This is a genomic window from Chromobacterium sp. W521 (assembly GCF_052805975.1).
Genome location: NZ_JBRBAF010000004.1, coordinates 212,157 through 233,034 on the forward strand (window position 1 = coordinate 212,157; position 20,878 = coordinate 233,034).

Here is a 20,878-nt window from a genome sequence, read left to right on the forward strand (position 1 = left end):
TCACAGTTCCAAGTGCCCACACTGAATCCTAGGCAGTTCTGGCGCGAATACCAAATCCGGATGAGTCCGGTCAGCCGCCGCTGTCGGCGCTCAGCGTCGCGGGGGGCTTGGCGCGCGGGGCAAGCTTTTGCAGCGCCAGTCCGCTCAGGATCAGGCCCAGTCCGACCAGAGTGGAGGGCAGGATGGCTTCGCCGATCAGGAAATGGATTAGCGCCAGCGACAGCAGTGGCGACAGGAAAATCAGGTTGGCGATGCGGGCGGTGCTTGGCGTCAGTTTCATCGCGGTCAGCCACAGGACGAAGGTGAAGCCCATTTCGAAGGCGCCGACGTAGGCGGCGCCGGCCAGGCCTTGCCAGGCTACCGGGCCTAGTTGCCCGGTATAGGCGCACCAAGCCAGGCTCAGCGGCAGCGAAAAGGCGAAATTGAGCGTCAAGCCGATGACCGGTTCGCGCGTGTCGCGGGCGTTGAAGATCCAGTAACCGGCCCACAACAGGGTTGAGGCCAGCGCCAGCGCCACGCCGAGCGAGTCGGAAAACCGCAGTTCCAGCACCTGGCCGCGGGTGCCTATCACCAGCACGCCCAGGTAGCAGACCAAGGCGGCGGCGATGTCGCGGCGCTGCAGTTTCTGCTTGAGCAGCGGCACCGCCAGCAGGCTCATGGTCAAGGCCCAAGTGTAGTTGATGGCCTGGGCTTCCTGCGCCGGCAGCAGCGCGTAGGCCTGGAACAGGATCAGATAGTACAGCGCCGGGTTGACCGCGCCGAAGATAAGAGAGGCGCGCCAATGGCGGCGCAAGGCCGGCGCCAGCTCCGGCAGCCGGCCCTGGACGGCCAGCAAGCCAAGCAGGCAGAGCAGGGAGGCGGCGCTGGCGTAGAGCACCAATTGAGCGGGGCTGAGATGGGCGAGACTGATCTTGAAGGCGCTGGCCACCGTGGACCAGGCCAGGACGGCGGCGAGCCCGTAGGCGTAAGCTTTGGATTGTGACTGCAAGGTAATCCCCAGGGTGACGGATGAGGGGCCGCGGGACGGCCATGCCGCCGGCCCGCGCGCCGATGACCCATTCTAATGCAAATGGATTTTCACCGGGGAGCTCGCCTGGGTTTTAGCTTGCCTGTTCCTGCGCCCGTTCCTGGATCAGCCGGTTCAGCATCAGGCTGGCGCGCCAGGCGGTGTCGGAAGCGGACAGGCCGATGGGGCCGCCGGTTTCCATTTCAAAATCATCGCCGGCCAGGCCGTGGATGTGCACCGCCAGGCTGGCGGCTTCGAAAGGCTCCATGCGTTGGGCCAGCAGCGCGGCGATGATGCCGGTCAGGACATCGCCCTGCCCTGCCACCGCCAGCGCCGGGCCGCCGCTGGTGTTCAAGTGATAGAAGCCGTCCGGGCCGACGATCAGGCTGCCGGCGCCCTTGAGCACGACCACGCAGTTGAAGTGATTGGCCAGCCGGCGAGCCGCCAGCAGCCTGTCCTTCTGCACCGTTTCGGTGCTTTGTCCCAGCAGGCGCGCGGCTTCCGCCGGGTGCGGGGTCAGGATGGTGCCGGCTTGGCGTTTGGCGATCAGCGCGGCGGCGGCGTGGTCGTTGGCCAGCAGGTTGAGCGCGTCGGCGTCCAGCACCAGCGCCTGCGGCTGCTGGATGACTTGGTCCAGCAGGCGGCTGGCCAGCTCTTGCAGGCCGAGGCCGGGGCCGACGGCGAGCACGTCCGCGTCGGGCAGATCGGCGACTTCGTCCAGCGCGGAGATCATCAGTTCCGGCACCACCGGATCCACCGACAGCCGGTCGTCCAGCGGGCAGACATGGACCTTGCCGGCGCCGCAAGCCAGCGCGCTGCGTCCGGCCAGCAGCGCCGCGCCCAGCATGCCCGGCGCGCCGCCAATCACGCAGACGGTGCCGAACAGGCCCTTGTGACTGTTGCGCGGCCGCAGCAGCGCGCGGACGTCCGGCTGGTTAATGCTGCCGTCCGCCGCGGGAATCAGCCTGGGCGGGCAGTCCAGCAGGTCCAGCTCCACGTTGCCGGCCAGGTCGGCGCCAGAGGCGCTGAACAGGCCGGGTTTCTGGCATAGGAAGGTCAGGGTATGGCTGGCCTGGATCGCGGTGTTGGCGGGCACGCCGGTATAGGCGTCCAGACCGCTGGGGCAGTCCAGCGCCAGGATGGGGCTGCCCAGTTGGTTGATGCGGTCGATCAGGGTGGTCCATTCCAGGTCGAAGTCCCGGCTCAGGCCCACGCCGAACAGACCATCGATGACCAGCTGCGGCGCGCGGTAGTCGCGCGGCAGGTCGAACAGCACATGGCCTTGCGCTTGTTCCAGCTCATGCAACGCTTCCGAGGTGGCGGGGCTGGTGGGCTGGGTAGGCACCAGCACGTCGACGCGGAAGCGGCGGCGCATCAGTTCCAGCGCCGCGTACAAAGCGTCGCCTCCGTTGTTGCCGGGGCCGGCGCAGATCAGCAGTCGGGACGTGCTGGGCAGGTGGTGGCTGACCCAGTCGGCGGTAGCCATCGCCGCGCGCTGCATCAGGTTGTAGCCGGCGTCGGTGGCTTGGCGCTCCAATTGGCGCAAGGCGTCCAGGCTGAGAATGCTTTGGTCTTGTGTCGGCATCCCGATGCTCCTCGTTGGCCGGGCCGCAAGCGGCGCGGCGGCTGGCTAGGGCGCCGCGGGGCTGTCCGGGGCGGGCTCGCCCCAGCGCGGCGTCAATTGATTGTCGATGCGGAGCTGATCCAGAATTCGCGCCACCACGAAGTCGATCATGTCGTCCACGGTCTTGGGATGAGTATAGAACCCCGGAGACGGCGGCAGGATGACAACGCCAAGACGGGCCAACTTGAGCATGTTTTCCAGGTGAATGGCGGAGAACGGCGCTTCGCGCGGCACCAGCACCAGTTTGCGCTGTTCCTTGATGCTGACGTCGGCGGCGCGCTCGATCAGGTTGTCGCTGCTGCCCTGGGCGATTGCGGCCAGCGTGCCCATCGAGCACGGGCAGACCACCATGGCGTCGGCTGGGTTGGAGCCGGACGCCACCGGCGCGAACCATTCTTCGCGGCCAAACACCGCCAGCTGGCCGTCGCGGGCGCCGCTGCGTTGCATCAGCCACTGTTGGGCTTCGGCCGAGCGCGAGGGCAGGGTCAAGTCCATTTCCTGTTTGGCCACCACCTGGGCGGCTTGCGAATACAGCACCCAGACGCGGACGCCGGCGGCGATCAGGCAATCGATCAGCCGCAGGCCGTAAGGCAGGCCGGAGGCGCCGGTCAGGGCGACGGTGACGGTTTTGATCGGGCGCATGAAAGTCTCCTATAGGCGGGCGGCCCGAACGCGTTCAGTTCTGGCGGTAGAGCTGGCGATGGCGCACCAGCACCTGTTCGGCGGCGAAAAGGCGGGCAAGTTGTTCCGTGATGTAGACCGAGCGGTGCTGGCCGCCGGTACAGCCGACGGCGACGGTCAGATAACTGCGGTTTTCCATGCTGAAACAGGGCAACCACTTGCTGACCAGTTGCTGGATGTCGTCCACCATCTGCTGCACTTCCGGCGTTTGCTGGAAAAAGTCGATGATGGGTTGGTCGCGGCCGGTGAAGGGGCGCAGCTGCGGGTCGTAATAGGGGTTGGGCAGGCAGCGTACGTCGAAAACGAAGTCGGCGTCCCGCGGCAGGCCGTGCTTGAAGCCGAAGGATTCAAAGATCAGCGTCAACCGGCTGCTGTCGGCGTCCACCAGTTCGCGCACCCAACTGCGCAGCGCGTTGGCGGATAGCTCGCTGGTGTCGATGCGGGTGCCCAACTCCATGATCTCGGCCAGCATTTCCTGTTCCAGCAGAATGCTTTCCTCCACCGTGACGTCGGTGCCGGACAGCGGATGGCGGCGACGGGTTTCGGAGAAGCGCTTGACCAGGGTGGCGGGCGTGGCTTCCAGGAACAGCAGGCGCACGTCCACCTGCTGGGCTCGCAGTTTTTCCATTTCCGCCGGCAAGGCGCCCAGCGACGGGCCGGAGCGGGTGTCCACGCTGATGGCGATCTGCTCGTAGCCGTAGTCGGCGTACAGCGACATCGCCTCGTGCAGCATGGTGGCCGGCAGATTATCCACGCAGTAGAAGCCGGCGTCTTCCAGGGCGCGCAGCGCCACCGACTTGCCGGAACCGGACAGGCCGCTAATCAATATCAGGCGCATTTTCCTGGTCTCTGAGGAAGTTGGTGTGGCGTTCGATGAACTCGCGCGTGCTGTCGATGCCGCGCAGCTGCAGAATGTAGTTGCGCACCGCGGCCTCCACCAGCACCGCCAAGTTGCGGCCGGCGGCCACCGGCAGCACGACCTTGCGGATGGTGACGCCGATGATGTCCTGGGTTTCCGACTGGATGTTGAGGCGGTCCAGCGCCTGCATCGCCTGATCATTGGCCTTGACCAGATGAATGATCAGCCGCAGCACCTTCTTGGGCCGCACCGCGGTTTCGCCGAAGATGGTGCGGATGTTGAGGATGCCCAGGCCGCGCACTTCCAGGAAGTCGCGCAGCAGGGGTGGGCATCGGCCTTCCAGCGTGTCCGGACCGATGCGGTACAGCTCCACCGCGTCGTCTGCCACCATGCCGTGGCCGCGGGAAATCAGTTCCAGCGCCAGCTCGCTCTTGCCCATGGCCGAATCGCCCATGATCAGCACGCCGATCTCGAACACGTCGAGGAAGACGCCGTGCAGCACGGTGGACACCGCCAGCGCCCGCGCCAGATAGATGCGCAGCACATCCATCAGATAGGGGCTTTCCAGCTTGGTGGTCATCAACGGGACGTTGTGGGTGTGGCAGTAGTCGCGCAGCAGCTTGGGCACGGGCTGATCGTTGGCCACCATCACCACCGACATGCTTTTGTGGAACAACTGATCCAGCGCGGTCTTGGCGGCGGATTGCTCCAGCCGGTTCAGATAGTCCACCTCGGCGAGGCCCAGCACCTGGACCCGGTTGGGGTGGATGAAGTTGAGGTGGCCGACCAGCGCCTGAGTCGGGCGCTGTTCGTCGTTGCCTATCATATTGTCGGCGCCGCCGGTGCCCGCAACCCAGGTGAGGTTGAGCTTCTGCTGGTTTTCCTGGTACAGCCGGCGGACACTGATGCTAGGCATTGGGCACCCAATTATTGAGCAGCTGGTAAAGCTCGTCGCGAATGGAGATGCCCAGCATCTGCTCGCGCATCTGGCGGCTGGAGAACAATTGCGCCAGCTCGGACAGCACTTGCAAGTGCAGGTCCGTGGCCTGTTCCGGCACCAAGAGCACAAACAGGCACTGCACCGGCTTGCCGTCGGGGGCGTCGAAAGGAATAGGCGTTTTCAGGCGGATGAACACGCCCATCGCTTCCTTCAGGCCGCGCGCGCGGCCATGGGGAATCGCCACTCCCTGGCCAAGGCCGGTGGAGCCGAGTTTTTCGCGGGCAAACAGGCAATCGAAGATTTCGCTGCGCGCGATGCCCCGGGTATTTTCAACCAAGAGGCCGACCTGCTCGAATACGCGCTTCTTGCTGGCGACGTCGAGATCCAGCAACACGTGTTCGGGGGTCAGGATTTTGCCGATGAGGTTCATATTGGGTTATGCATGCGGCTGAGAAAAACCCGGCAATTCTACGTTGCCTTGATAGTACTGAAAACGGGCAAGTGCAAAGAAAAGCGGGAACCCGCAGGCTCCCGCCTTCCAATTCAAGGGATTACAGGCTGACTTCAGGCGCCGGAGCACGGTGTTCAGACTGCTTTTCCTTGTGTTTCAGCACTTGGCGGTCCAGCTTGTCGATCAATAGATCGATGGCGGCGTACATATCGGATTCGGTGGCTTCCACGTGAATGTCCTTGCCGGACAGATGCACGTTGACTTCAGCCTTTTGCACCAGTTTATCAACAGACAGAGTAACGGAAATGTCGATCACATGGTCGACATGTCGAGTAACGCGCTCCATTTTGGTTTCAACGTATTCGCGCAGGGCGGGAGTTACTTCCAGATGCAGTCCAGTTACTTTGAGGTTCATACCCTAGCTCCTTCTGGTGTTGACAGTCCGGTCGGGTCGGCCGGATCGCTGTATTCCGCCGCCTGGCTCACAACGTCTTGCGTTGGTTGACCGGCGGTATCTGCATGGCTTCACGATACTTGGCTATCGTGCGTCTGGCAACTTGTATTCCCTGTTTGGACAGCGCTTCGACCAGAGCGCTGTCGGACAGCGGTTTGCTCGGCGATTCGGCGTCTATCAGGCTGCGGATATGCGCCTTGATCGCGGTGGCGGAGCACTCGCCGCCGCTGTCGGTTTCCAGCGCGCTGCCGAAGAAATACTTGAGCTCGAACAGGCCGCGCGGGCAGAGCAGGTATTTCTGGGTGGTCACTCTGGAAACCGTGGATTCATGCAAACCCAGCTCGTCCGCGATGTCGCGAAGGATTAACGGGCGCATGGCCACTTCGCCGTGTTCAAAGAACGATTGCTGCCGTTCAACGATAGCTTCCGCCACTTTCAGGATAGTGTCAAATCGCTGCTGGATGTTCTTCACCAGCCATTTCGCCTCTTGCAGACGCGAGGACATTTCGCCGTTGCCGCCGCGGTTTTCCGCCAGCAGCCGCGCGTACATCTGGTTGACGCGCAGCCTGGGCACGGCGCCGCCGTTCAGGGAGGCCACCCAGCGGCCCTTGCGCTTTCTGACCGAGACGTCGGGGATCACGTATTGGGTGTCGCTGGCGCCGAAACCGGCGGTGGGGCGGGGATTGAGGCGGGCTATCAGCGCCTGGGCGGCGCGCAGCGCGGCGTCGTCCACGCTCAGCTGCTTTTTCAGCCGGGTGTAGTCTCGGTTGCCCAGCAAGGTCAGGTGGTCGCGGACGATGGCCAGCGCCAGCTCGCGCTGGGGCTCGTCCGGATCCAGCCGCTGCAATTGCAGCGCCAGCGCTTCCGGCAGCGAGCGCGCGCCGACGCCGGGCGGGTCGAACTGTTGCAGCAGGCGCAGGCCTATCATCAGTTCGTCGGCTTCGATTTCCAGTTCCAGCGGCAGGTGGCTGGCGATGTCTTCCAGCGTTTGACCCAGGTAGCCGTCGTCGTCCAGCTCTTCGATCAGCAACTGAACGATGGCCTGGTCGCGCGTGGGCAGCGCCACTTCGCCCAGTTGCGCCAGCAGGTGCTCGCGCAGGCTGACAGGACAGGGTACGTTCAGCATCGGGTCCAGTTCGTCGTCGCCGTCGCCGCGACGGCCGCCGCAGCCCCAGTCGCTCAGTTCGCCGGCCTCGGCGCCGCGCTCGCCGTCGTCGCCGGAGGCCTCGTCGCGGGTTTCCGCGGGGCCGTCCTGTTCCTGGCCGGCGGCGGCGTCAGCCGCTTCGCCCTGCGGCGCTTCGTCGCCGCGCTCAAGCAAGGGATTATCCAGCAAGAAGCGCTCGACTTCGGTCTGCAGGTCGAGAGTGGACATCTGCAGCAGCTTGATCGACTGCTGCAGCTGCGGCGTCAGGGTCAGCTGCTGCGATACCTTGAGCTGAAGGGTCTGTTTCATCGCTTACAGGTGGAAGTGTTCGCCAAGGTAGACTTCGCGCACCTTCTCGTTGTTGACCAGTTCTTCCGGTTCGCCGGAGGCGAGCACCGAGCCTTCGCTGATGATGTAGGCGCGGTCGCAGATTCGCAAGGTTTCGCGGACATTATGGTCGGTGATCAGCACGCCGATGCCGCGTTCCTTCAGGAAGGAGATGATTTTCTGGATGTCGATCACCGCGATCGGGTCGACGCCGGCGAAGGGTTCGTCCAGCAGGATGAAGCGCGGCCGGGTGGCCAGCACGCGGGCGATCTCGACGCGGCGGCGTTCGCCGCCGGACAGCGAGAGCGCGCTGCTGTCGCGCAGATGGCCGATGTTGAGGTCGTCCAGCAGCAGGTCCAGCTCTTTTTCCAGTTCCTTGCCCTTGAGGCCGGACACTTCCAGGATGGCGCTGATGTTCTCTTCCACCGTCATGCGGCGGAAAATGGAGGCTTCCTGCGGCAAGTAGCCCAGGCCCAGGCGCGCGCGCTGGTGGATGGGATAGTGGGTGATCACCTGATCGTCCAGGCGGATTTCGCCGTCGTCGGCGCCGATCAGGCCGACGATCATGTAGAAGCTGGTGGTCTTGCCGGCGCCGTTGGGGCCGAGCAGGCCCACCACTTCGCCGCTGGCGATTTCCAGCGCCACGTCCTTGACCACGGTGCGTTTTTTGAAGCGCTTGCGCAGGCGCTCAACCTTGAGCACGCTTTGCGTCATTTGCTGGCTCCGCTGGCGGGTTTGGCCGCCGCCGGCTGCGAGGCGGTGTTTTTCGGCTGCAGGATCACGGTGACGCGGCCCTTGTTGGGGCCGGTGGCGGTGCCGCCGGTCACTTGGTAGGTTTCGTTCTGGGTGTTGTAGGTGATCACATTGCCCACCACCAGATCGCCTTCGCGCTTGACCCGGGCGTTGCCGGTCAGCACCGCGAGGTTGGCGGCGCTGCTGTAGTCCAGGCGGCTGGACTGGCCCTCCACCCATTCGTTCTTGCCGTCCATTTTTTGGCGGAAGGTGACGATGCGGCCGGTGGCCACCAGGGTCTGTTGGCCTTGCTTGTCCTGAGTGGCGACGACTTTGTCGGCGTTCAGGCGCAGCGTGCCCTGAATCACCACCACATTGCCTTCGCAGGTGGACACGCCTTTGATCTGGTCCATGCTGCAACCGTTGTCGCTGGTGATTTCCATCGGCTTGGTGCGGTCGGCCTGTTCGGCGTGGGCGACGGAAGCGGTGGCCAGCGCCAGGCCGGCCAGCAGGAGACGGAGCTTATTTTTCATAAATGATCTTGGTGTGAGACAGCAGGTTCAACAAACCTGTCTGTTGCTGATAGACGAAGCCCACGGAGTTGCCGTGCGATTTACCGTGATAGAACACGGTGGGCGCGGCGGAGCGGGCGATTTTCTTGGCGGTGTCGACGTGCATGGCGCTGGTGACGACCTTGGTTTCCGGCTTGTCCGAGGCGGCGGGCTGGATCATGGTCGCCTTCTTGTCAAAGTAGGCCTGCTGAGTCTTGTTGTTGTAACGGCCGACGTCGCCGATCAACTGGTATTGCAGCGCGCCTTGCTGGTACTGGTAAAGCTCGGGGTTCTCGAAGAATGCGTCGTCCTTGCCCGGGTACTGCCACATGCGGGTGGCGATCAGCCGTTCATTGAGCTTGCCTTGGGCGTCGAAGCGGGTGGCGGTCAGGTGTTCCGCCACGTATTCGGGCTTGTCCGGGTCCAGTTCGCGTCGGTTGCTGTCCCAGCGGGAGACTTGGTCCAGCCACACGGTCAAGAGGCCGGTCAGGCCCACCAGCAGCAGCGGGAACAGGCGGTGGGAGCGCAGCAGGCGGATCATGCCAGATACCTTGCCAGGATCTGATCGAAGGAGCCTTGGGCCTGCATGATCAGTTCCGCCAGCTCGCGCACCGCGCCTTTGCCGCCGGAGCAGCCGGTGACGTAGTGCGCGCGCTGACGCACCAGGGCCGGCGCTTCCGGCACCGCGACGGCCAGGCCGACGCGGGTGATGATGGGCAGGTCGATCAGATCGTCGCCGATGAAGGCGCATTCTTCGGCGCTCAGGCCTGTGCAGGCCAGCAGTTCGGCCAGGGCCAGCTTCTTATCGTGCACGCCGCCATAGTAGTGGTCGATCTGCAGCGCCTGGGCGCGATGCTCTACGCAGCGGTCGGCGCGGCCGGAGATGATGGCCAGCTTGACGCCGGTGGATTGCAGCAGGCGCAGGCCCAGGCCGTCTTGTACGTTGAACGATTTGCTTTCTTCGCCGTGGGCGTTGTAGTAGATGCGGCCGTCGGTCATCACGCCGTCCACATCCATAATCAGCAGCTTGACCTTGCGGGCCTGCTCGAAAATGCTTTGCATGCTTGTCCTTGCTAATGCCGACGTTCAGATCACGCCGGCTTTGAATAGGTCGTGCAGATGCAGCGCGCCTATCAGCTTGTTGTCTTCATCTACGACCAGCAGGCTGGTGATCTTGTTCTGTTCCATCAGGAACACCGCCTCGGTGGCCAGTTTTTTCGGCCCTATGGTGCGCGGCGAGGGGCTCATCACCTGATCTATGGTCAGATCGTATAGATTGGCGGAACGTTCCAGCGTGCGGCGCAGGTCGCCGTCGGTGTAGACGCCCAGCAGGGCGTTGTCTGCGGAACAGACGGCCAGCATGCCAAGCCGCTTGCGCGACAATTCCAGCAAGGCGTCTTTCAGCGGGGTGCCCGGCGCCACCCGCGGCAATTCGTCGCCGCTGTGCATGATGTCGGAAACGTGAACCAGCAGCTTGCGGCCCAGGCTGCCGCCCGGATGCGATAGCGCGAAGTCGCCTTGACCAAAGCCGCGCGCGTCCATCAGCGTGACCGCCAGCGCGTCGCCCAGCGCCATCTGCACCGTGGTGCTGGTGGTGGGCGCCAGCCCCAGCGGACAGGCTTCCTTTTCCACGCGGGCATCCAGATGGATGTCGGCCTCCTGCGCCATGGTGGAGCTTTCGCGTCCGGTCATGCAGATCAAGCGCACGCCCTTGCGCTTCAAGGCAGGCAGCAGCGCGATGATCTCGTCGCTTTCGCCGGAGTTGGACAAGGCCAGCACAATGTCTTGAGCGGTGATCATGCCCAGGTCGCCATGGGCGGCCTCGCCCGGGTGGACGAAAAAGGCCGGCGTGCCGGTGCTGGCCAAGGTGGCGGCGATCTTGCGCGCCACGTGGCCGGACTTGCCCATGCCGGTGACCGCCAGACGGCCGGTGCTGGACAGGATCAGGTCCACGGCGGCGAGAAAGTCGCCGTTCAGGCTGCGCGAGAGCGCACTGATGGCTTCCGACTCTATCTGCAGGACTTCCCGGGCCAACTGGAGCCGGGACGGAGCTTGTACTTTTTCCATAATTCGAAAGTATATCAAAGGTTATAATCGCTGAACGCAGGCTGGTGCATCTTTTGCTTGGCATGTGTTAAAAATTGCAGCCTTCCATCCCATCAGCCTCAGGAGTTCCGCCGCGCGATGCATTCGTCTCTTGCCCCTATCGTCTTGGTTTTGCTGGCCGCGGTGTTGTCGGTGACTTTGTGCCGCAGCCTGAAAGTGCCGGCCATGCTCGGTTATCTGGTGGTGGGTTTCCTGGCGGGCCCCGGCGTGATGAATTTGATCCCGCAAGGCGATGAAACCGCCTTTCTCGGCGAGATCGGCATTGTCTTCATGATGTTTTCCATCGGCCTGGAGTTTTCCCTGCCCAAGCTGCGCGCAATGCGGCAGCTGGTGTTCGGCGTCGGCTTTGGCCAGGTGGCGGCCACCATGCTGCTGGTGGGCTTGGCGGTGGGCTGGATCAGCGGCAGTCCGCTGACCGGCTTCGCCGTAGGCGGCGCGCTGGCGATGTCTTCCACCGCCATCGTCAGCAAGCTGCTCAACGAGCGGCTGGAGTTGAACCAGGCTCACGGCCAGTTGGCCATCGGCGTGCTGCTGTTCCAGGATATCGCGGTGGTGCCCTTGCTGATCCTGTTCCCGGCCTTTGCCGGCGGCAGCGACACCTTGTGGATGGACCTGGGTCTGGCGGCGTTGAAGGTAGTGGTGGTGCTGGCCCTGTTGTTGTTCTTCGGCCAGCGCCTGCTGCGGCCGTGGTTCCACCTGGTGGCGCGGCAGCGCTCGGGCGAGCTGTTCATGATCAACGTGTTGCTGGTGACCTTGGGCGTGGCTTGGCTCACCGAGCTGTCCGGCCTGTCGCTGGCCTTGGGCGCCTTCGTGGCAGGCATGTTGATTTCGGAAACCGAATACCGCTATCAGGTGGAGGAGGACATCCGGCCGTTCCGAGACATCCTGTTGGGTTTCTTCTTTGTCACCGTCGGCATGAAGCTGGAACTGACGGTGTTGTTCGAGCGTTTCGGCGAAGTGCTGCTGATGTTGGCCCTGCTGCTGCCGATCAAGGTGGCGGTGGTGTTTGGCGTGGCGCGCGGTTTCCGCCACAAGTCCAATGAGTCCATGCGGGCGGCCCTGGCCCTGGCGCAAGGCGGCGAATTCGGCTTTGTACTGTTGGCGCTGGCCTTGAACCTGCATTTGGTGCCTGCCGGCACCGCCCAGGCGGCTATCGCCGCGATTCTGATTTCAATGCTGATTGCGCCTTTCCTGATCCTGTACGGCGACAAGATCACCCGCCGTCTGATCAAGCAGGACTGGATGTTCCAGGCGCTGGACTTGCACCATATGCTGGTGGAGAGCATGTCCAAGAACGACCATGTGGTGATCTGCGGCTACGGCCGCAGCGGTCAGGCGCTGGCGAGGCTGTTGGAAGCGGAGGACATTCCGTTCTTCGCGTTGGACATGGATCCGGAGCGAGTGCGCGAAGCCAGTGAGGCCGGCGATCCGGTGGTGTTCGGCGACGCCGGCAAGCACGAGGTTTTGGTGGCGGCCGGCCTGATGCGCGCCAAGGCGGTGGTGGTGACTTTTGCGGATACTCACGCGGCCTTGCGTATTTTGAGTTCGGTCGAACATGCGCGGCCGGGGCTGCCGGTGATCGTGCGCACCGTGGACGACAGCGATATGGATCAATTACGCCACGCCGGCGCCGACGAGGTGGTGGCCGAGATGATGGAGGGCAGCTTGATGCTGGCCTCGCAGGCCTTGCTGGTGGTGGGCGTGCCGCCGAGCCGGGTGGTGCGTCGCATCCGCGCGGTGCGCGAGGAGCGCTACGGTCTGTTCCGAGGCTTTTTCCGCGGCGCCAGCGACGAGGGCGAGGCCATGGACGAGGCGCTGGTGCCGCGCTTGCAGAGTGTTCAGGTCTGCACCGGGGCGGCGGCGGTGGGCCAGCCGCTGGCCAATCTGCATCTGCAGGATTTAGGCGTGGAATTGAAGGCGATTCGCCGTCAGCGGGTGCGGCGCACCGATTTCGACGACAGCTTCGAGGTGGAGCAGGGGGACGCGCTGGTGTTGCTGGGCACGCCGGAACAACTGGCGCTGGCAGAGTACCGGATTCTGCAGGGGGACTAAGGTCCGACGAGAGAAAGCCGAAACGGCCCCCGCGGCGTGAGTCGCGGGGGCCGTTCGTGTTAATGCGGGTTCTCAGAACGTGTTTACGATCTTGCGAGCTAGGGCGAGACAAGGCGAAAACGGTTGAAAAAGCGGAGTGTACACACGGTACATGAGCATTTCGAAGCGGGTTACAACGCCCTTTATCTATCCATCCCGCCTAAGCGCAGCAGACTTTAGAACAAGCTCTAAGGCAGGATGGTGGTGATCTGCTTTTGCAACTGCTGCTTCAGTGCCTGCTGTTTTTCCACCTCGGTTTTCTTGCCCTTGACCATGGCGTTGAAGTCCAGCGCGTACACCGGGGCGTTCAGCGGGCCGGTGATCTTCAACGGCACGTTGACGCCCTTGAGGCGGGCGAAGGCTAGCGGATTGGCCTGCACGTCCATGGTGTAGTCGACAATGCTCTGCTTCAGGTCTATCTTGCCGCCGCCGCCCACATTCATCAGCTGAGAAGCCAGTTTCAGGTCCTGGCTGCGCGCCACGCCCTTGTCCAGGCGGAAGCTGCTGGACAGTGTGGAGAAGGTGGTTTTCTGGTCGTTCTGCGCGGCGCTGTTCCATTCCTTCAGCTCGGCCGGCAGGTTTTTCAGCGCGGCCACCAAGTCGATCCCTGTCAGCGCGCCGTTGTTCAGGCTCATTTGCACATTGCCGCTCAGAGTGTTGCGCAGCTGGGCGAAGGATTTGCCGTCGGCGTTGATATCTATTTTGCCGTTGCCCTTGCCGTCCAGGCGGCTGAAGTTGAACAAGTCAACCAGCAGCGGGCGGATCTTCATGCCTTGCAGGGTCTGGTTCACTTTCAGCTGAGGCACGTCGCGGCGGCTGAGGCTGGCGTCGCCCTGCAAGCGGCCTTCGTAAATGTCGGCCGACATCTGGTCCAGCTCCAGTTCGCGCGGGTTGATGCGCACATTGCTGCTGATCTGCTTGATGCGGAAGCGCCCCACCGCCAGTTCGCCTATCGCCACCTTGCCGGTGAGGTCGAACAGGTCCAGCCAGTCCAGCGGGATGTCGCCAGTGTTTTGGAAGATGGCCACCGGGTCGCCCTTGCTTTCCGGCAGGTAGCGGTTGAGGTCCAGCCGGCCCACGGACACTGTTGCCTCATGGCGCGGTTTGATCAGCCCGTACTGGCTGACGGTGACCGCCAGGTCGGAACCGTCCATCTTGCCGGCGACGCGCAGATTGAAGCGCGGTTCGTCCAGGTCGCCGTCCAAAGCGCCGTCCATGGTGGAGACCAGCTTGCCGCGCGGCAGCAGCGGAGTGGTGATGGTGGAGGTCAGCGCCAGCGGCTGCATTCGCAATTGGTTCATGCCGGCCAGCGACAGCGGCGCGTTGAGTTTGACGTTGACCTTGGTGGAGCCGGCCAGCCAGTTGAAGTCGCCGTGCAGCTTGTCGGCGTACAGGCCTGCCTCGTTGAGCTTGAGGTTTTCCAGCGCGGCTTCCAGCTGGTACTGGCTGCGCGCGTAACTGAGCTTGGCGCTCAGCTGGCCGGAGGGCATGGTGAGCTCGTCGAAACTGGCGTTGATTTGAGGCAGCGCCAGGTGGACTTCGCTGCTGGGCCGCTCGCTGCTGAAGGCGAGCGCCACATTGCTGCCGGTGGCTTGCAAGGTGGCGAAGTTGAGCTTGTACTGGCCGCTGACGGTGAGCTTGCTTTCGCCCAGGCCTGGTACTTGGGTCATCGCCACCGCGTCCAGCGCTTCCAGGCTGACCTGATCGTCCTGGATGGACAGCGGGGTGTTGACCGCCAGCCGCACCGGGCGCGAGCCCTGTTCCAGGATGGCGCCGGCGCTGAGGCTGGCGCCGCCTCGCAGATCCTCGGCGTCCAGGCTGATGCTGGCGACGCGGCTGTCGGTATGGGTCATCTGGTCGGACAGCACCAGAGTGCCTTCGCGTATCTTCAGCGTGTCCAGCTTGATGGAGAAGCTGCTCTGGCTATGGCGTTGAAACAGGTCGGCGATGGATAGGCGGCCGTCTTCGCCGCGGCTGATATTGGCGCTGGGGCCGTACAGCGCCACTGAGCTGACTTCGCGGTTGCCGAACAGCAGTGGCCACCAGGCCAGGCCGACGCGTAGTTCTTCCACTCGGGCGAAGGGCGTTTGCTGGCCCGGCTCGGAGACGGAGAGCTTTTCAATCTGGATGCCGGGGGCGGGAAACAATACGGGGGTGACACGGCCTTCGATGCTGATGACGCGGCCGGTATCTTGCAGGGCGTGGGACAGGGTGCCGCGCACTTGGGCTTCATCGAACTGCCAATAGATCAGCGATTGCACCAGCACGACGACCGCGACCAAGGCGGTGAGGCTGTAAACAGCGATGCGAAGCCACAGCCGGCCGGAGTTCAATTTCATTGGTGGATGCTCGGATGGGCCATGCCAGCGGTTTGATCTAGGTTACTGGTTGGGGAATCGGACTGGAGCGGGTGAAGGGAATCGAACCCTCGTCGTAAGCTTGGGAAGCTTCTGCTCTACCATTGAGCTACACCCGCGCATTTTCGGCTAGAGCGCCCGAATGTAGCGTTTTTTGTCTGTTTTGGCAAGGCGCGCGGCGGCCCCGAAGGGGGCCGGCGACGGCGATTTTAGCTAAGCGATTGATAAAAAAAGAATACGCGCTCAATGCTCTGCGCGCAGTCCGGCCAGCAAGGCTTCCAATTGATCGGTGGCCTGGCCCCAGCCGCTGGCGAAGCCCATCGCCTCGTGTTCACGCAAGTCGGCCTCGGTCCAATGCAAAACGTCGGCGCGGTAATGGGTCTTGCCGTCGAGGGGCTCGAATTCCAAGGTCACGGTCATGAAGGGCTTGGCCGACGGCAGCCAGGCTTCGGTATAGGCGTCGGTGAAGACCAGGCGCCGTCCCGGCTTCACTTCCAGGTAGACGCCGCGATTGGGGAAGTCCTGTCCTTCCGGGCTGCGCATTACCACGAGGCTGGAGCCGCCGGGCCGGACGTCCAGTTCGGCCGAGGCCACGGTCCACGGACGCGGGGTGAACCATTGGCATAGCAGTCGGGCTTCGGTCCAGGCGCGGTAAACCAGTTCCGGAGGGGCGTCGATCAGGCGTTCCAGCGTGAGCCGGTAAGGGCCATTGGCGTGGTTCATGGCGGATCTTTCAGGCGGGGGTATCGGCTCAGATTAGTTCTTCGTCATGGCGACTGCAATCCCGCCGCTGGAATTTGCCGGCGCAGCGCCTGAGCCAGACGAGAGACGCCTTGTTCCAGTTGCGCCGGTTCCAGCGCGCCAAAGCCCAGACGCAGCGCGGGGATGTCGCGGCCGTCGCTGCCGAAGGCGCCGCCGGGCAGGAAACGCACGCCGGCGCTCCGCGCGTCCGCGCTCAGCCGCGGCATGTCCACCCAGGACGGCAGCCGCAGCCATAGCGCCAGCCCGCCTTTCGGCAGCGTGTATTCGGCCAGGCCGGCCAGGTGACGGTCTATCGCGTCGGCCAGCGCTTGGCGGCGTGCGCGGTAGATGCGCAGCGCGCGGCGGAGATGGCGCTTCAACTCGCCGCTATGCATCAATTCCGTCACCGCCAGCTCGGTGACGGCGTTTCCCTGGCGGTCTATCAGCATGATGTCGGCGGCGAAACGCTGGATGAGGGCGGGGTCGGCCACCAAGTAGCCTACGCGCAGGCCAGGCGCCAGCACTTTGGACAGGGAGCCCACGTAGACGATGCGTTCGGCGGCGTCCAGGCTGGCCATGGGCAGCACCGGGCTGTGGCTGAAATGGAATTCGTGGTCGTAGTCGTCTTCGATGATGGCGAAACCGTAGCGCCGCGACAGGGCGAGCAGTTGCAGTCGGCGTTCTGCCGGCATCATCAGAGTGGTTGGGTACTGGTGGTGCGGGGTCAGGTAGATGGCCTTGACTGCTTGAGTCCGGCATAGCCGTTCCAGCGCGTCCGGCCGCATGCCGGCGGCGTCTTGCTCCACGTCCAGCGGTTGCGCGCCCAGAGAGCGAAAGGCTTCGCGCGCCGGCGGATAGCTGAGCGCGTCCAGCCCCACGGCGTCGCCGGGACGCAACAGCGCGCGGCCGGCCAGATAAATGCCCATTTGGCTGCCGCGCACCACGCAGATGGGCTCGGCGTCGGCGTTGAGGCCGCGCTCCATGTCCAGCATTTCCGCCAAGGCCTGGCGCAAGGGCAGTTCGCCGCGCGGGTCGCCGTAGGCCAGCCGCCCGGCGCGGGCCGCGGCGATCAGCGCGCGGCGGTAGGCGCGGCCCAGCACGTCGAAGGGAATCAGCCGCGAATCCGGCACCCCGTCGCCAAAGTCGATGTCGTCGTTTGCAGGGATGTTTGTAGGCGTCCGCGCGGCGGCCGGCGCGGCCCGCGGCGCCAGCAGCGGCAGGCTGGGCGCGACGAAGGTGCCTCGCCGGCCCTGTGTCAGCAGCCAACCCTGAGCCGTCAGTTCCTCATAGGCCAGCACCGCGGTCTTGCGGTTGACGCCTAGTTGCGCGGCCAACTCGCGGCTGCCCGGCAGCGGCGCGCCCGGCCGCAGCCGGCCGCGCTGGATGTCGGCGCTGATCTGCTGGGCGATTTGCAGATGCACCGGCAGCCCGCCGTCTCTATCCAGGCTGAGTTGCAAGTCCCATTTGCGCAGCATGCGCGGCCTCCTTCCCTAATGTGTGCATTTTGGTTCTGGACCATCAATCTTATCAAAACTGGATGTTTTTGCTGGTCCAAGGGCGGCCTAAAGTCTAGCCGTTCATCTGCGCCGCCGACGCGGCGCGCGAGAGATCAAGGAGCGGCAAATGAGGGAGCAGGAAGACAGCGGCGCGCGCGGCTACCGGCTGGCGGTGATGGAGCGCTTGGGACGCGATGTCTGCCGATTGCGGTTGGAGTGCGTTGACGCGGCGCCGCTGCGTTTTCGCAGCGGGCAGTTCGTTTCGGTGACGGCTCCGGGCGGGCTGACGCGCAGTTATTCGATGGCGGCGGCACCGCGAGCCGATGGCGGTATCGAGCTGCATGTGAGGCTACAGCCGGGCGGCGCTTTTTCCGAGTGGTTGCGCCGGCAAGCGCGGCTGGGGGACACGCTATGGCTGGAGGGGCCACACGGCGATTGCATGTGGCGGGAGGACTCCGGCGCCGAGCGGTCGTTGATGTTGGCGACCGGCACCGGCATCGCGCCGCTGCGGGCGATGTTGCAGCAGGGGCTGGGAGTGCCCGGAACGCGACCGGTGACCTTGTATTGGGGCGGCCGCAACGCGGACGACCTGTATTTGCTTGAGGAGATGCGGGCGTGGGAGCGCGAGCGTCCGGGCTTTCGTTTCGAGCCGGTGCTGTCCGAGGCCGGGCCGGGCTGGCATGGACGGCGCGGCTTCGTGCCACAGGCGGCGGCGGAGGATTACCCCTGTTTGCGCGCCGCCGAGGCCTACGCCTGCGGCGCGCCGGCAATGGTGGACGCGGCGCGTCAGTTGTTGTCGCGGGAGTGCGGCCTGCCGGAGGAGCGCTTCCTGGCGGACGCGTTTCAGCCGGCGGTTTCCGCCGCGCCAGCCTTGGAAGCGATGGCTGTAAGCGTGCGCGTCGCGGATGGCGGGGAGCAGCGGCTGGAGGTAGCCGCTTCCGGCAGCCTGATGCAGGCGCTGGCCGCCGCCGGGCTGATGCGCGGCGTTTGCGGCGGGCAGGCCGCCTGCGGCACTTGCCTGGTTCGCGTCGAGCGGGACTGGCTGCGGCGTTTGCCGGCGATGGAGCGTGCGGAGCGGCGGCTGTTGGCGGCGCTGGAAGCCGGCGACGGCCACAGCCGGTTGGCCTGCCAGATCGCCTTGCATCCGCGTTTGCAGGGTCTGAGCGTTGTCATTCCAGGGTAGGCGGCCGCCTGCCCGTATTTAGCAAAGGAGCATGAAATGGAAGCAAATATTCAGCAATCGGCTTTGGAAGGCGTGGGGCCGGCTTTTGACCCGAGGCAATTGATGGCGGTGCGCGATAAAACCCGACAGGCGATTGCGCTGATCGCCGCGGCGATGCAACCCGGAATGCTGGAAGAGGACGCGGTGGAACTGGCCAAGGATATTCTGGCGGAGCGCGGCATGTTGCGGGGCTGGCACGATGTCTATGTGCGCTTTGGCCGCAACACGCTGAAGACTTTCGGCGCGGCGTCCGATCCCGGCGTGCGCCTGGGCGACGATGACATTTTCTTCATAGATATCGGCCCGGTGTGGAAGCAGTGGGAGGGCGACGGCGGCGACAGCTTCGTTACCGGCTCGGACCCGGAGATGGCGCGCTGCGCCGCCGACGCCCGCGCCATCTTCCACGAGGTGAGGCGCAAATGGGCGAGCGAGGGCTGTAGCGGGCGCGAGCTGTACCGGTTTGTCGAGGACTGCGCCGCCGGCCGCGGCTGGACGCTGAACCTGGACCTGTCCGGGCATCGGCTGGCGGACTTCCCGCATGCGGCCATTCACGAGGGGCCGCTGGCGGAGGTGGATTTCACCCCGGCGAGGATGTTATGGGTGTTGGAAATCCACATTCGCCACCCGTCGCGGCCTTTCGGCGCCTTCTTTGAGGACATGTTGCTGGAGGATGCCTGCTTCGCGGAGTGAGGGCTTGTTTACAAGCCCAGCTCGCTCAGGCCGGGATGATCGTCCGGCCTGCGTCCCAGCGGCCAGTGGAACAGGCGCTCGTCCTCGCGGATGGGCAGATCGTTGATGCAGGCGTAACGACGCCGCATCAGGCCGTCTGCGGCGAACTCCCAGTTTTCGTTGCCGTAGGAACGGAACCACTGGCCGGCCTCGTTCCGCCATTCGTAGGCGAAGCGCACCGCGATGCGCTCGCAGTCGTGGGCCCATAGTTCCTTGATCAGCCGGTATTCATGTTCGCGCCGCCATTTGCCGGCGAGGAAGTCGACGATCTGCGCGCGGCCGCGCGGGAATTCGGCGCGGTTGCGCCACTGGCTGTCTTCGGTATAGGCCTGAGCCACTTGTTCCGGGTTGCGGCTGTTCCAGCCGTCTTCGGCCAGGCGGACTTTGAGTACTGCGCCGGCGCGGTCGAAGGGAGGCAGCGGCGGACGAAGGGCATCGGACGGGGACATTTTGTTCTCCATGGGGATGTGTGAAGGAGGGGCCAGTGTGCGCCGCCGCAGCAGCGGGCGGAATAGCCGCTGCGAGCAATGCACTATTGCGCATGGCGCAAGAGCGCCCGGGCCGGACTGGCGCGCCGCTCGCGCTTGAGGCAGACTGCCGGACTGGGGCGCTCCGCCAGATCTTGCCGAATCCACGCCGTGAACAAATACAGCCAAATCTTTTCCGACATCGTCGCCGACATCGACAACCAGCGTTATCAGCAGGGCGACCGCATTCCTTCCGAAACCGAGTTGATGCAGGGCTACGAGGCCAGCCGCGGCACCGTGCGCAAGGCGGTGGACATGCTGCAGGAGCGCGGCTATGTGCAGAAGATCCACGGCAAGGGCGTGTTTGTGCTGCGCTCCGGCAATATCGAGTTCCAGCTCAGCGGCATTGTCAGCTTCAAGGAGGCGCACCAGCATCTAGGCCGCCGCGTCAGTTCCCGGGTGGCGGAGATGGAGACGGTGCCGGCGGATGCGCAACTGGCCAGGCTGCTGGACGTGCGCGAGAAAACCCCGCTGCTCAAGATCAAGCGGGTGCGCAATATCGACAATGAAAACGTGATCCTGGACATCAACTATTTCGTCGCCAGCCTGGTGCCGGGGCTGGACCGTGAAGCCGCCGCCGGCTCCATCTACGAGTTCATCGAACAGCGGCTGGGCCTGAACATCAGCTACGCCCGCCGGGTGATAGAGGCGCAGGCCTGCAACGACGACGACCGCCGCTACCTGGACCTGAACGGCATGGACCACGTGATCGTGGTCAAGAACCACACCCATCTCTATGACGGCCGGCAGTTCGAATACACCGAATCCCGCCATCGGCTGGACAAATTCTTCTTCTCCGACGTCGCCCGCCGTAAATAGCGGCCCGGTGGCGCGCGCCGT

21 protein-coding genes and 1 tRNA gene are annotated in these 20,878 nt (G+C 64.4%); 4 read left to right on the forward strand and 18 right to left on the reverse strand.

What is annotated here, in order from left to right; genetic code table 11:
* Positions 1-70 precede the first annotated feature (70 nt).
* The 13 genes from ACUXV1_RS07530 to ACUXV1_RS07590 all read right to left on the reverse strand — a co-directional run bounded on the left by ACUXV1_RS07530 (position 71) and on the right by ACUXV1_RS07590 (position 10,836).
* Entirely contained in the window at positions 71-988 is a 918-nt protein-coding gene (locus tag ACUXV1_RS07530) for a DMT family transporter (protein WP_161523219.1), read from the reverse strand.
* Between the two features lie 112 nt (positions 989-1,100).
* Positions 1,101-2,591 carry an NAD(P)H-hydrate dehydratase gene (locus ACUXV1_RS07535; protein WP_446014844.1) on the reverse strand — a complete coding sequence of 497 codons (1,491 nt, stop codon included), beginning with the start codon at positions 2,589-2,591 and terminating at the stop codon, positions 1,101-1,103.
* A gap of 45 nt (positions 2,592-2,636) precedes the next feature.
* A complete protein-coding gene (locus ACUXV1_RS07540) occupies positions 2,637-3,272 on the reverse strand; it encodes a flavin prenyltransferase UbiX (protein ID WP_194426925.1) in 636 nt (211 codons plus the stop codon).
* Between the two features lie 34 nt (positions 3,273-3,306).
* Complete coding sequence (rapZ, locus tag ACUXV1_RS07545; RefSeq protein WP_043632479.1) at positions 3,307-4,149, reverse strand: RNase adapter RapZ; 843 nt, start codon at positions 4,147-4,149, stop codon at positions 3,307-3,309.
* Positions 4,130-5,086, reverse strand: a complete 957-nt coding sequence (hprK, locus tag ACUXV1_RS07550; protein WP_019104261.1) for an HPr(Ser) kinase/phosphatase — start codon at positions 5,084-5,086, stop codon at positions 4,130-4,132. The genes rapZ and hprK overlap by 20 nt, the downstream gene beginning before the upstream one ends.
* Complete coding sequence (gene ptsN / locus ACUXV1_RS07555; RefSeq protein ID WP_043632481.1) at positions 5,079-5,540, reverse strand: PTS IIA-like nitrogen regulatory protein PtsN; 462 nt, start codon at positions 5,538-5,540, stop codon at positions 5,079-5,081. Before ptsN ends, hprK begins: the two co-directional genes overlap by 8 nt.
* Before the next feature lie 121 nt (positions 5,541-5,661).
* Positions 5,662-5,976: a ribosome hibernation-promoting factor, HPF/YfiA family gene (gene hpf, locus ACUXV1_RS07560; RefSeq protein WP_043632486.1), complete on the reverse strand. Its 315-nt coding sequence runs from the start codon at positions 5,974-5,976 to the stop codon at positions 5,662-5,664.
* A 67-nt stretch (positions 5,977-6,043) separates the two neighbouring features.
* Positions 6,044-7,468 carry an RNA polymerase factor sigma-54 gene (locus tag ACUXV1_RS07565; protein WP_446014846.1) on the reverse strand — a complete coding sequence of 475 codons (1,425 nt, stop codon included), beginning with the start codon at positions 7,466-7,468 and terminating at the stop codon, positions 6,044-6,046.
* 3 nt (positions 7,469-7,471) lie between these two features.
* Positions 7,472-8,200, reverse strand: a complete 729-nt coding sequence (lptB, locus tag ACUXV1_RS07570; RefSeq protein WP_019104257.1) for an LPS export ABC transporter ATP-binding protein — start codon at positions 8,198-8,200, stop codon at positions 7,472-7,474.
* Positions 8,197-8,751 carry a lipopolysaccharide transport periplasmic protein LptA gene (gene lptA, locus ACUXV1_RS07575; RefSeq protein ID WP_446014848.1) on the reverse strand — a complete coding sequence of 185 codons (555 nt, stop codon included), beginning with the start codon at positions 8,749-8,751 and terminating at the stop codon, positions 8,197-8,199. Before lptA ends, lptB begins: the two co-directional genes overlap by 4 nt.
* Positions 8,741-9,310, reverse strand: coding sequence for an LPS export ABC transporter periplasmic protein LptC (lptC, locus tag ACUXV1_RS07580; protein WP_446014849.1), 570 nt, complete (start codon positions 9,308-9,310; stop codon positions 8,741-8,743). Before lptC ends, lptA begins: the two co-directional genes overlap by 11 nt.
* A complete protein-coding gene (locus tag ACUXV1_RS07585; protein ID WP_043632491.1) occupies positions 9,307-9,831 on the reverse strand; it encodes a KdsC family phosphatase in 525 nt (174 codons plus the stop codon). Before ACUXV1_RS07585 ends, lptC begins: the two co-directional genes overlap by 4 nt.
* A 24-nt stretch (positions 9,832-9,855) precedes the next feature.
* A complete protein-coding gene (locus tag ACUXV1_RS07590; RefSeq protein ID WP_043632493.1) occupies positions 9,856-10,836 on the reverse strand; it encodes a KpsF/GutQ family sugar-phosphate isomerase in 981 nt (326 codons plus the stop codon).
* Between the two features lie 117 nt (positions 10,837-10,953).
* Between ACUXV1_RS07590 and ACUXV1_RS07595 the strand changes: the two genes are divergently transcribed.
* Complete coding sequence (locus ACUXV1_RS07595) at positions 10,954-12,927, forward strand: cation:proton antiporter domain-containing protein (RefSeq protein WP_043632496.1); 1,974 nt, start codon at positions 10,954-10,956, stop codon at positions 12,925-12,927.
* A 227-nt stretch (positions 12,928-13,154) separates the two neighbouring features.
* Here ACUXV1_RS07595 and ACUXV1_RS07600 read toward each other — a convergent pair whose 3' ends face one another.
* The 4 genes from ACUXV1_RS07600 to pdxR form a co-directional block, all read right to left on the reverse strand.
* Positions 13,155-15,305, reverse strand: a complete 2,151-nt coding sequence (locus tag ACUXV1_RS07600; protein ID WP_203389598.1) for an AsmA family protein — start codon at positions 15,303-15,305, stop codon at positions 13,155-13,157.
* A gap of 63 nt (positions 15,306-15,368) precedes the next feature.
* A tRNA-Gly gene (locus ACUXV1_RS07605) sits at positions 15,369-15,442 on the reverse strand.
* 124 nt (positions 15,443-15,566) lie between these two features.
* Positions 15,567-16,046 (reverse strand): SRPBCC family protein, encoded by a 480-nt coding sequence (locus tag ACUXV1_RS07610; RefSeq protein WP_019104250.1) that lies wholly within the window; start codon positions 16,044-16,046, stop codon positions 15,567-15,569.
* 44 nt (positions 16,047-16,090) lie between these two features.
* The gene (gene pdxR / locus ACUXV1_RS07615) at positions 16,091-17,539 is read right to left on the reverse strand and encodes a MocR-like pyridoxine biosynthesis transcription factor PdxR (RefSeq protein ID WP_446014852.1); all 1,449 of its coding nucleotides are present in this window, start codon (positions 17,537-17,539) and stop codon (positions 16,091-16,093) included.
* A 148-nt stretch (positions 17,540-17,687) separates the two neighbouring features.
* Here pdxR and ACUXV1_RS07620 point away from each other — a divergent pair, with 148 nt between their 5' ends.
* Together ACUXV1_RS07620 and ACUXV1_RS07625 are read left to right on the forward strand one after the other, a co-directional pair.
* On the forward strand, positions 17,688-18,743 hold the full coding sequence (locus ACUXV1_RS07620; protein WP_114152566.1) for an FAD-binding oxidoreductase: 1,056 nt from the start codon (positions 17,688-17,690) through the stop codon (positions 18,741-18,743).
* Between the two features lie 36 nt (positions 18,744-18,779).
* Entirely contained in the window at positions 18,780-19,472 is a 693-nt protein-coding gene (locus tag ACUXV1_RS07625; RefSeq protein ID WP_446014853.1) for a M24 family metallopeptidase, read from the forward strand.
* An 8-nt stretch (positions 19,473-19,480) separates the two neighbouring features.
* Here the strand turns inward: ACUXV1_RS07625 and ACUXV1_RS07630 are convergent, their stop codons facing one another.
* Complete coding sequence (locus tag ACUXV1_RS07630; RefSeq protein WP_446014854.1) at positions 19,481-19,960, reverse strand: nuclear transport factor 2 family protein; 480 nt, start codon at positions 19,958-19,960, stop codon at positions 19,481-19,483.
* A 189-nt stretch (positions 19,961-20,149) separates the two neighbouring features.
* Here ACUXV1_RS07630 and treR point away from each other — a divergent pair, with 189 nt between their 5' ends.
* Positions 20,150-20,857, forward strand: a complete 708-nt coding sequence (treR, locus tag ACUXV1_RS07635) for a trehalose operon repressor (RefSeq protein WP_203389602.1) — start codon at positions 20,150-20,152, stop codon at positions 20,855-20,857.
* The last annotated feature ends 21 nt before the right edge of the window (positions 20,858-20,878 follow it).

Excerpts from the sequence above, each read along its gene's own strand:
- ACUXV1_RS07535 (WP_446014844.1), bottom strand. The coding sequence starts at position 2,591 with ATGCCGACACAAGACCAAAGCATTCTCAGCCTGGACGCCTTGCGCCAA.
- ACUXV1_RS07540 (WP_194426925.1), bottom strand. The coding sequence starts at position 3,272 with ATGCGCCCGATCAAAACCGTCACCGTCGCCCTGACCGGCGCCTCCGGC.
- rapZ (WP_043632479.1), bottom strand. The coding sequence starts at position 4,149 with ATGCGCCTGATATTGATTAGCGGCCTGTCCGGTTCCGGCAAGTCGGTG.
- hprK (WP_019104261.1), bottom strand. The coding sequence starts at position 5,086 with ATGCCTAGCATCAGTGTCCGCCGGCTGTACCAGGAAAACCAGCAGAAG.
- ptsN (WP_043632481.1), bottom strand. The coding sequence starts at position 5,540 with ATGAACCTCATCGGCAAAATCCTGACCCCCGAACACGTGTTGCTGGAT.
- hpf (WP_043632486.1), bottom strand. The coding sequence starts at position 5,976 with ATGAACCTCAAAGTAACTGGACTGCATCTGGAAGTAACTCCCGCCCTG.
- ACUXV1_RS07565 (WP_446014846.1), bottom strand. The coding sequence starts at position 7,468 with ATGAAACAGACCCTTCAGCTCAAGGTATCGCAGCAGCTGACCCTGACG.
- lptB (WP_019104257.1), bottom strand. The coding sequence starts at position 8,200 with ATGACGCAAAGCGTGCTCAAGGTTGAGCGCCTGCGCAAGCGCTTCAAA.
- lptA (WP_446014848.1), bottom strand. The coding sequence starts at position 8,751 with ATGAAAAATAAGCTCCGTCTCCTGCTGGCCGGCCTGGCGCTGGCCACC.
- lptC (WP_446014849.1), bottom strand. The coding sequence starts at position 9,310 with ATGATCCGCCTGCTGCGCTCCCACCGCCTGTTCCCGCTGCTGCTGGTG.
- ACUXV1_RS07585 (WP_043632491.1), bottom strand. The coding sequence starts at position 9,831 with ATGCAAAGCATTTTCGAGCAGGCCCGCAAGGTCAAGCTGCTGATTATG.
- ACUXV1_RS07590 (WP_043632493.1), bottom strand. The coding sequence starts at position 10,836 with ATGGAAAAAGTACAAGCTCCGTCCCGGCTCCAGTTGGCCCGGGAAGTC.
- ACUXV1_RS07595 (WP_043632496.1), top strand. The coding sequence starts at position 10,954 with ATGCATTCGTCTCTTGCCCCTATCGTCTTGGTTTTGCTGGCCGCGGTG.
- ACUXV1_RS07600 (WP_203389598.1), bottom strand. The coding sequence starts at position 15,305 with ATGAAATTGAACTCCGGCCGGCTGTGGCTTCGCATCGCTGTTTACAGC.
- ACUXV1_RS07610 (WP_019104250.1), bottom strand. The coding sequence starts at position 16,046 with ATGAACCACGCCAATGGCCCTTACCGGCTCACGCTGGAACGCCTGATC.
- pdxR (WP_446014852.1), bottom strand. The coding sequence starts at position 17,539 with ATGCTGCGCAAATGGGACTTGCAACTCAGCCTGGATAGAGACGGCGGG.
- ACUXV1_RS07620 (WP_114152566.1), top strand. The coding sequence starts at position 17,688 with ATGAGGGAGCAGGAAGACAGCGGCGCGCGCGGCTACCGGCTGGCGGTG.
- ACUXV1_RS07625 (WP_446014853.1), top strand. The coding sequence starts at position 18,780 with ATGGAAGCAAATATTCAGCAATCGGCTTTGGAAGGCGTGGGGCCGGCT.
- ACUXV1_RS07630 (WP_446014854.1), bottom strand. The coding sequence starts at position 19,960 with ATGTCCCCGTCCGATGCCCTTCGTCCGCCGCTGCCTCCCTTCGACCGC.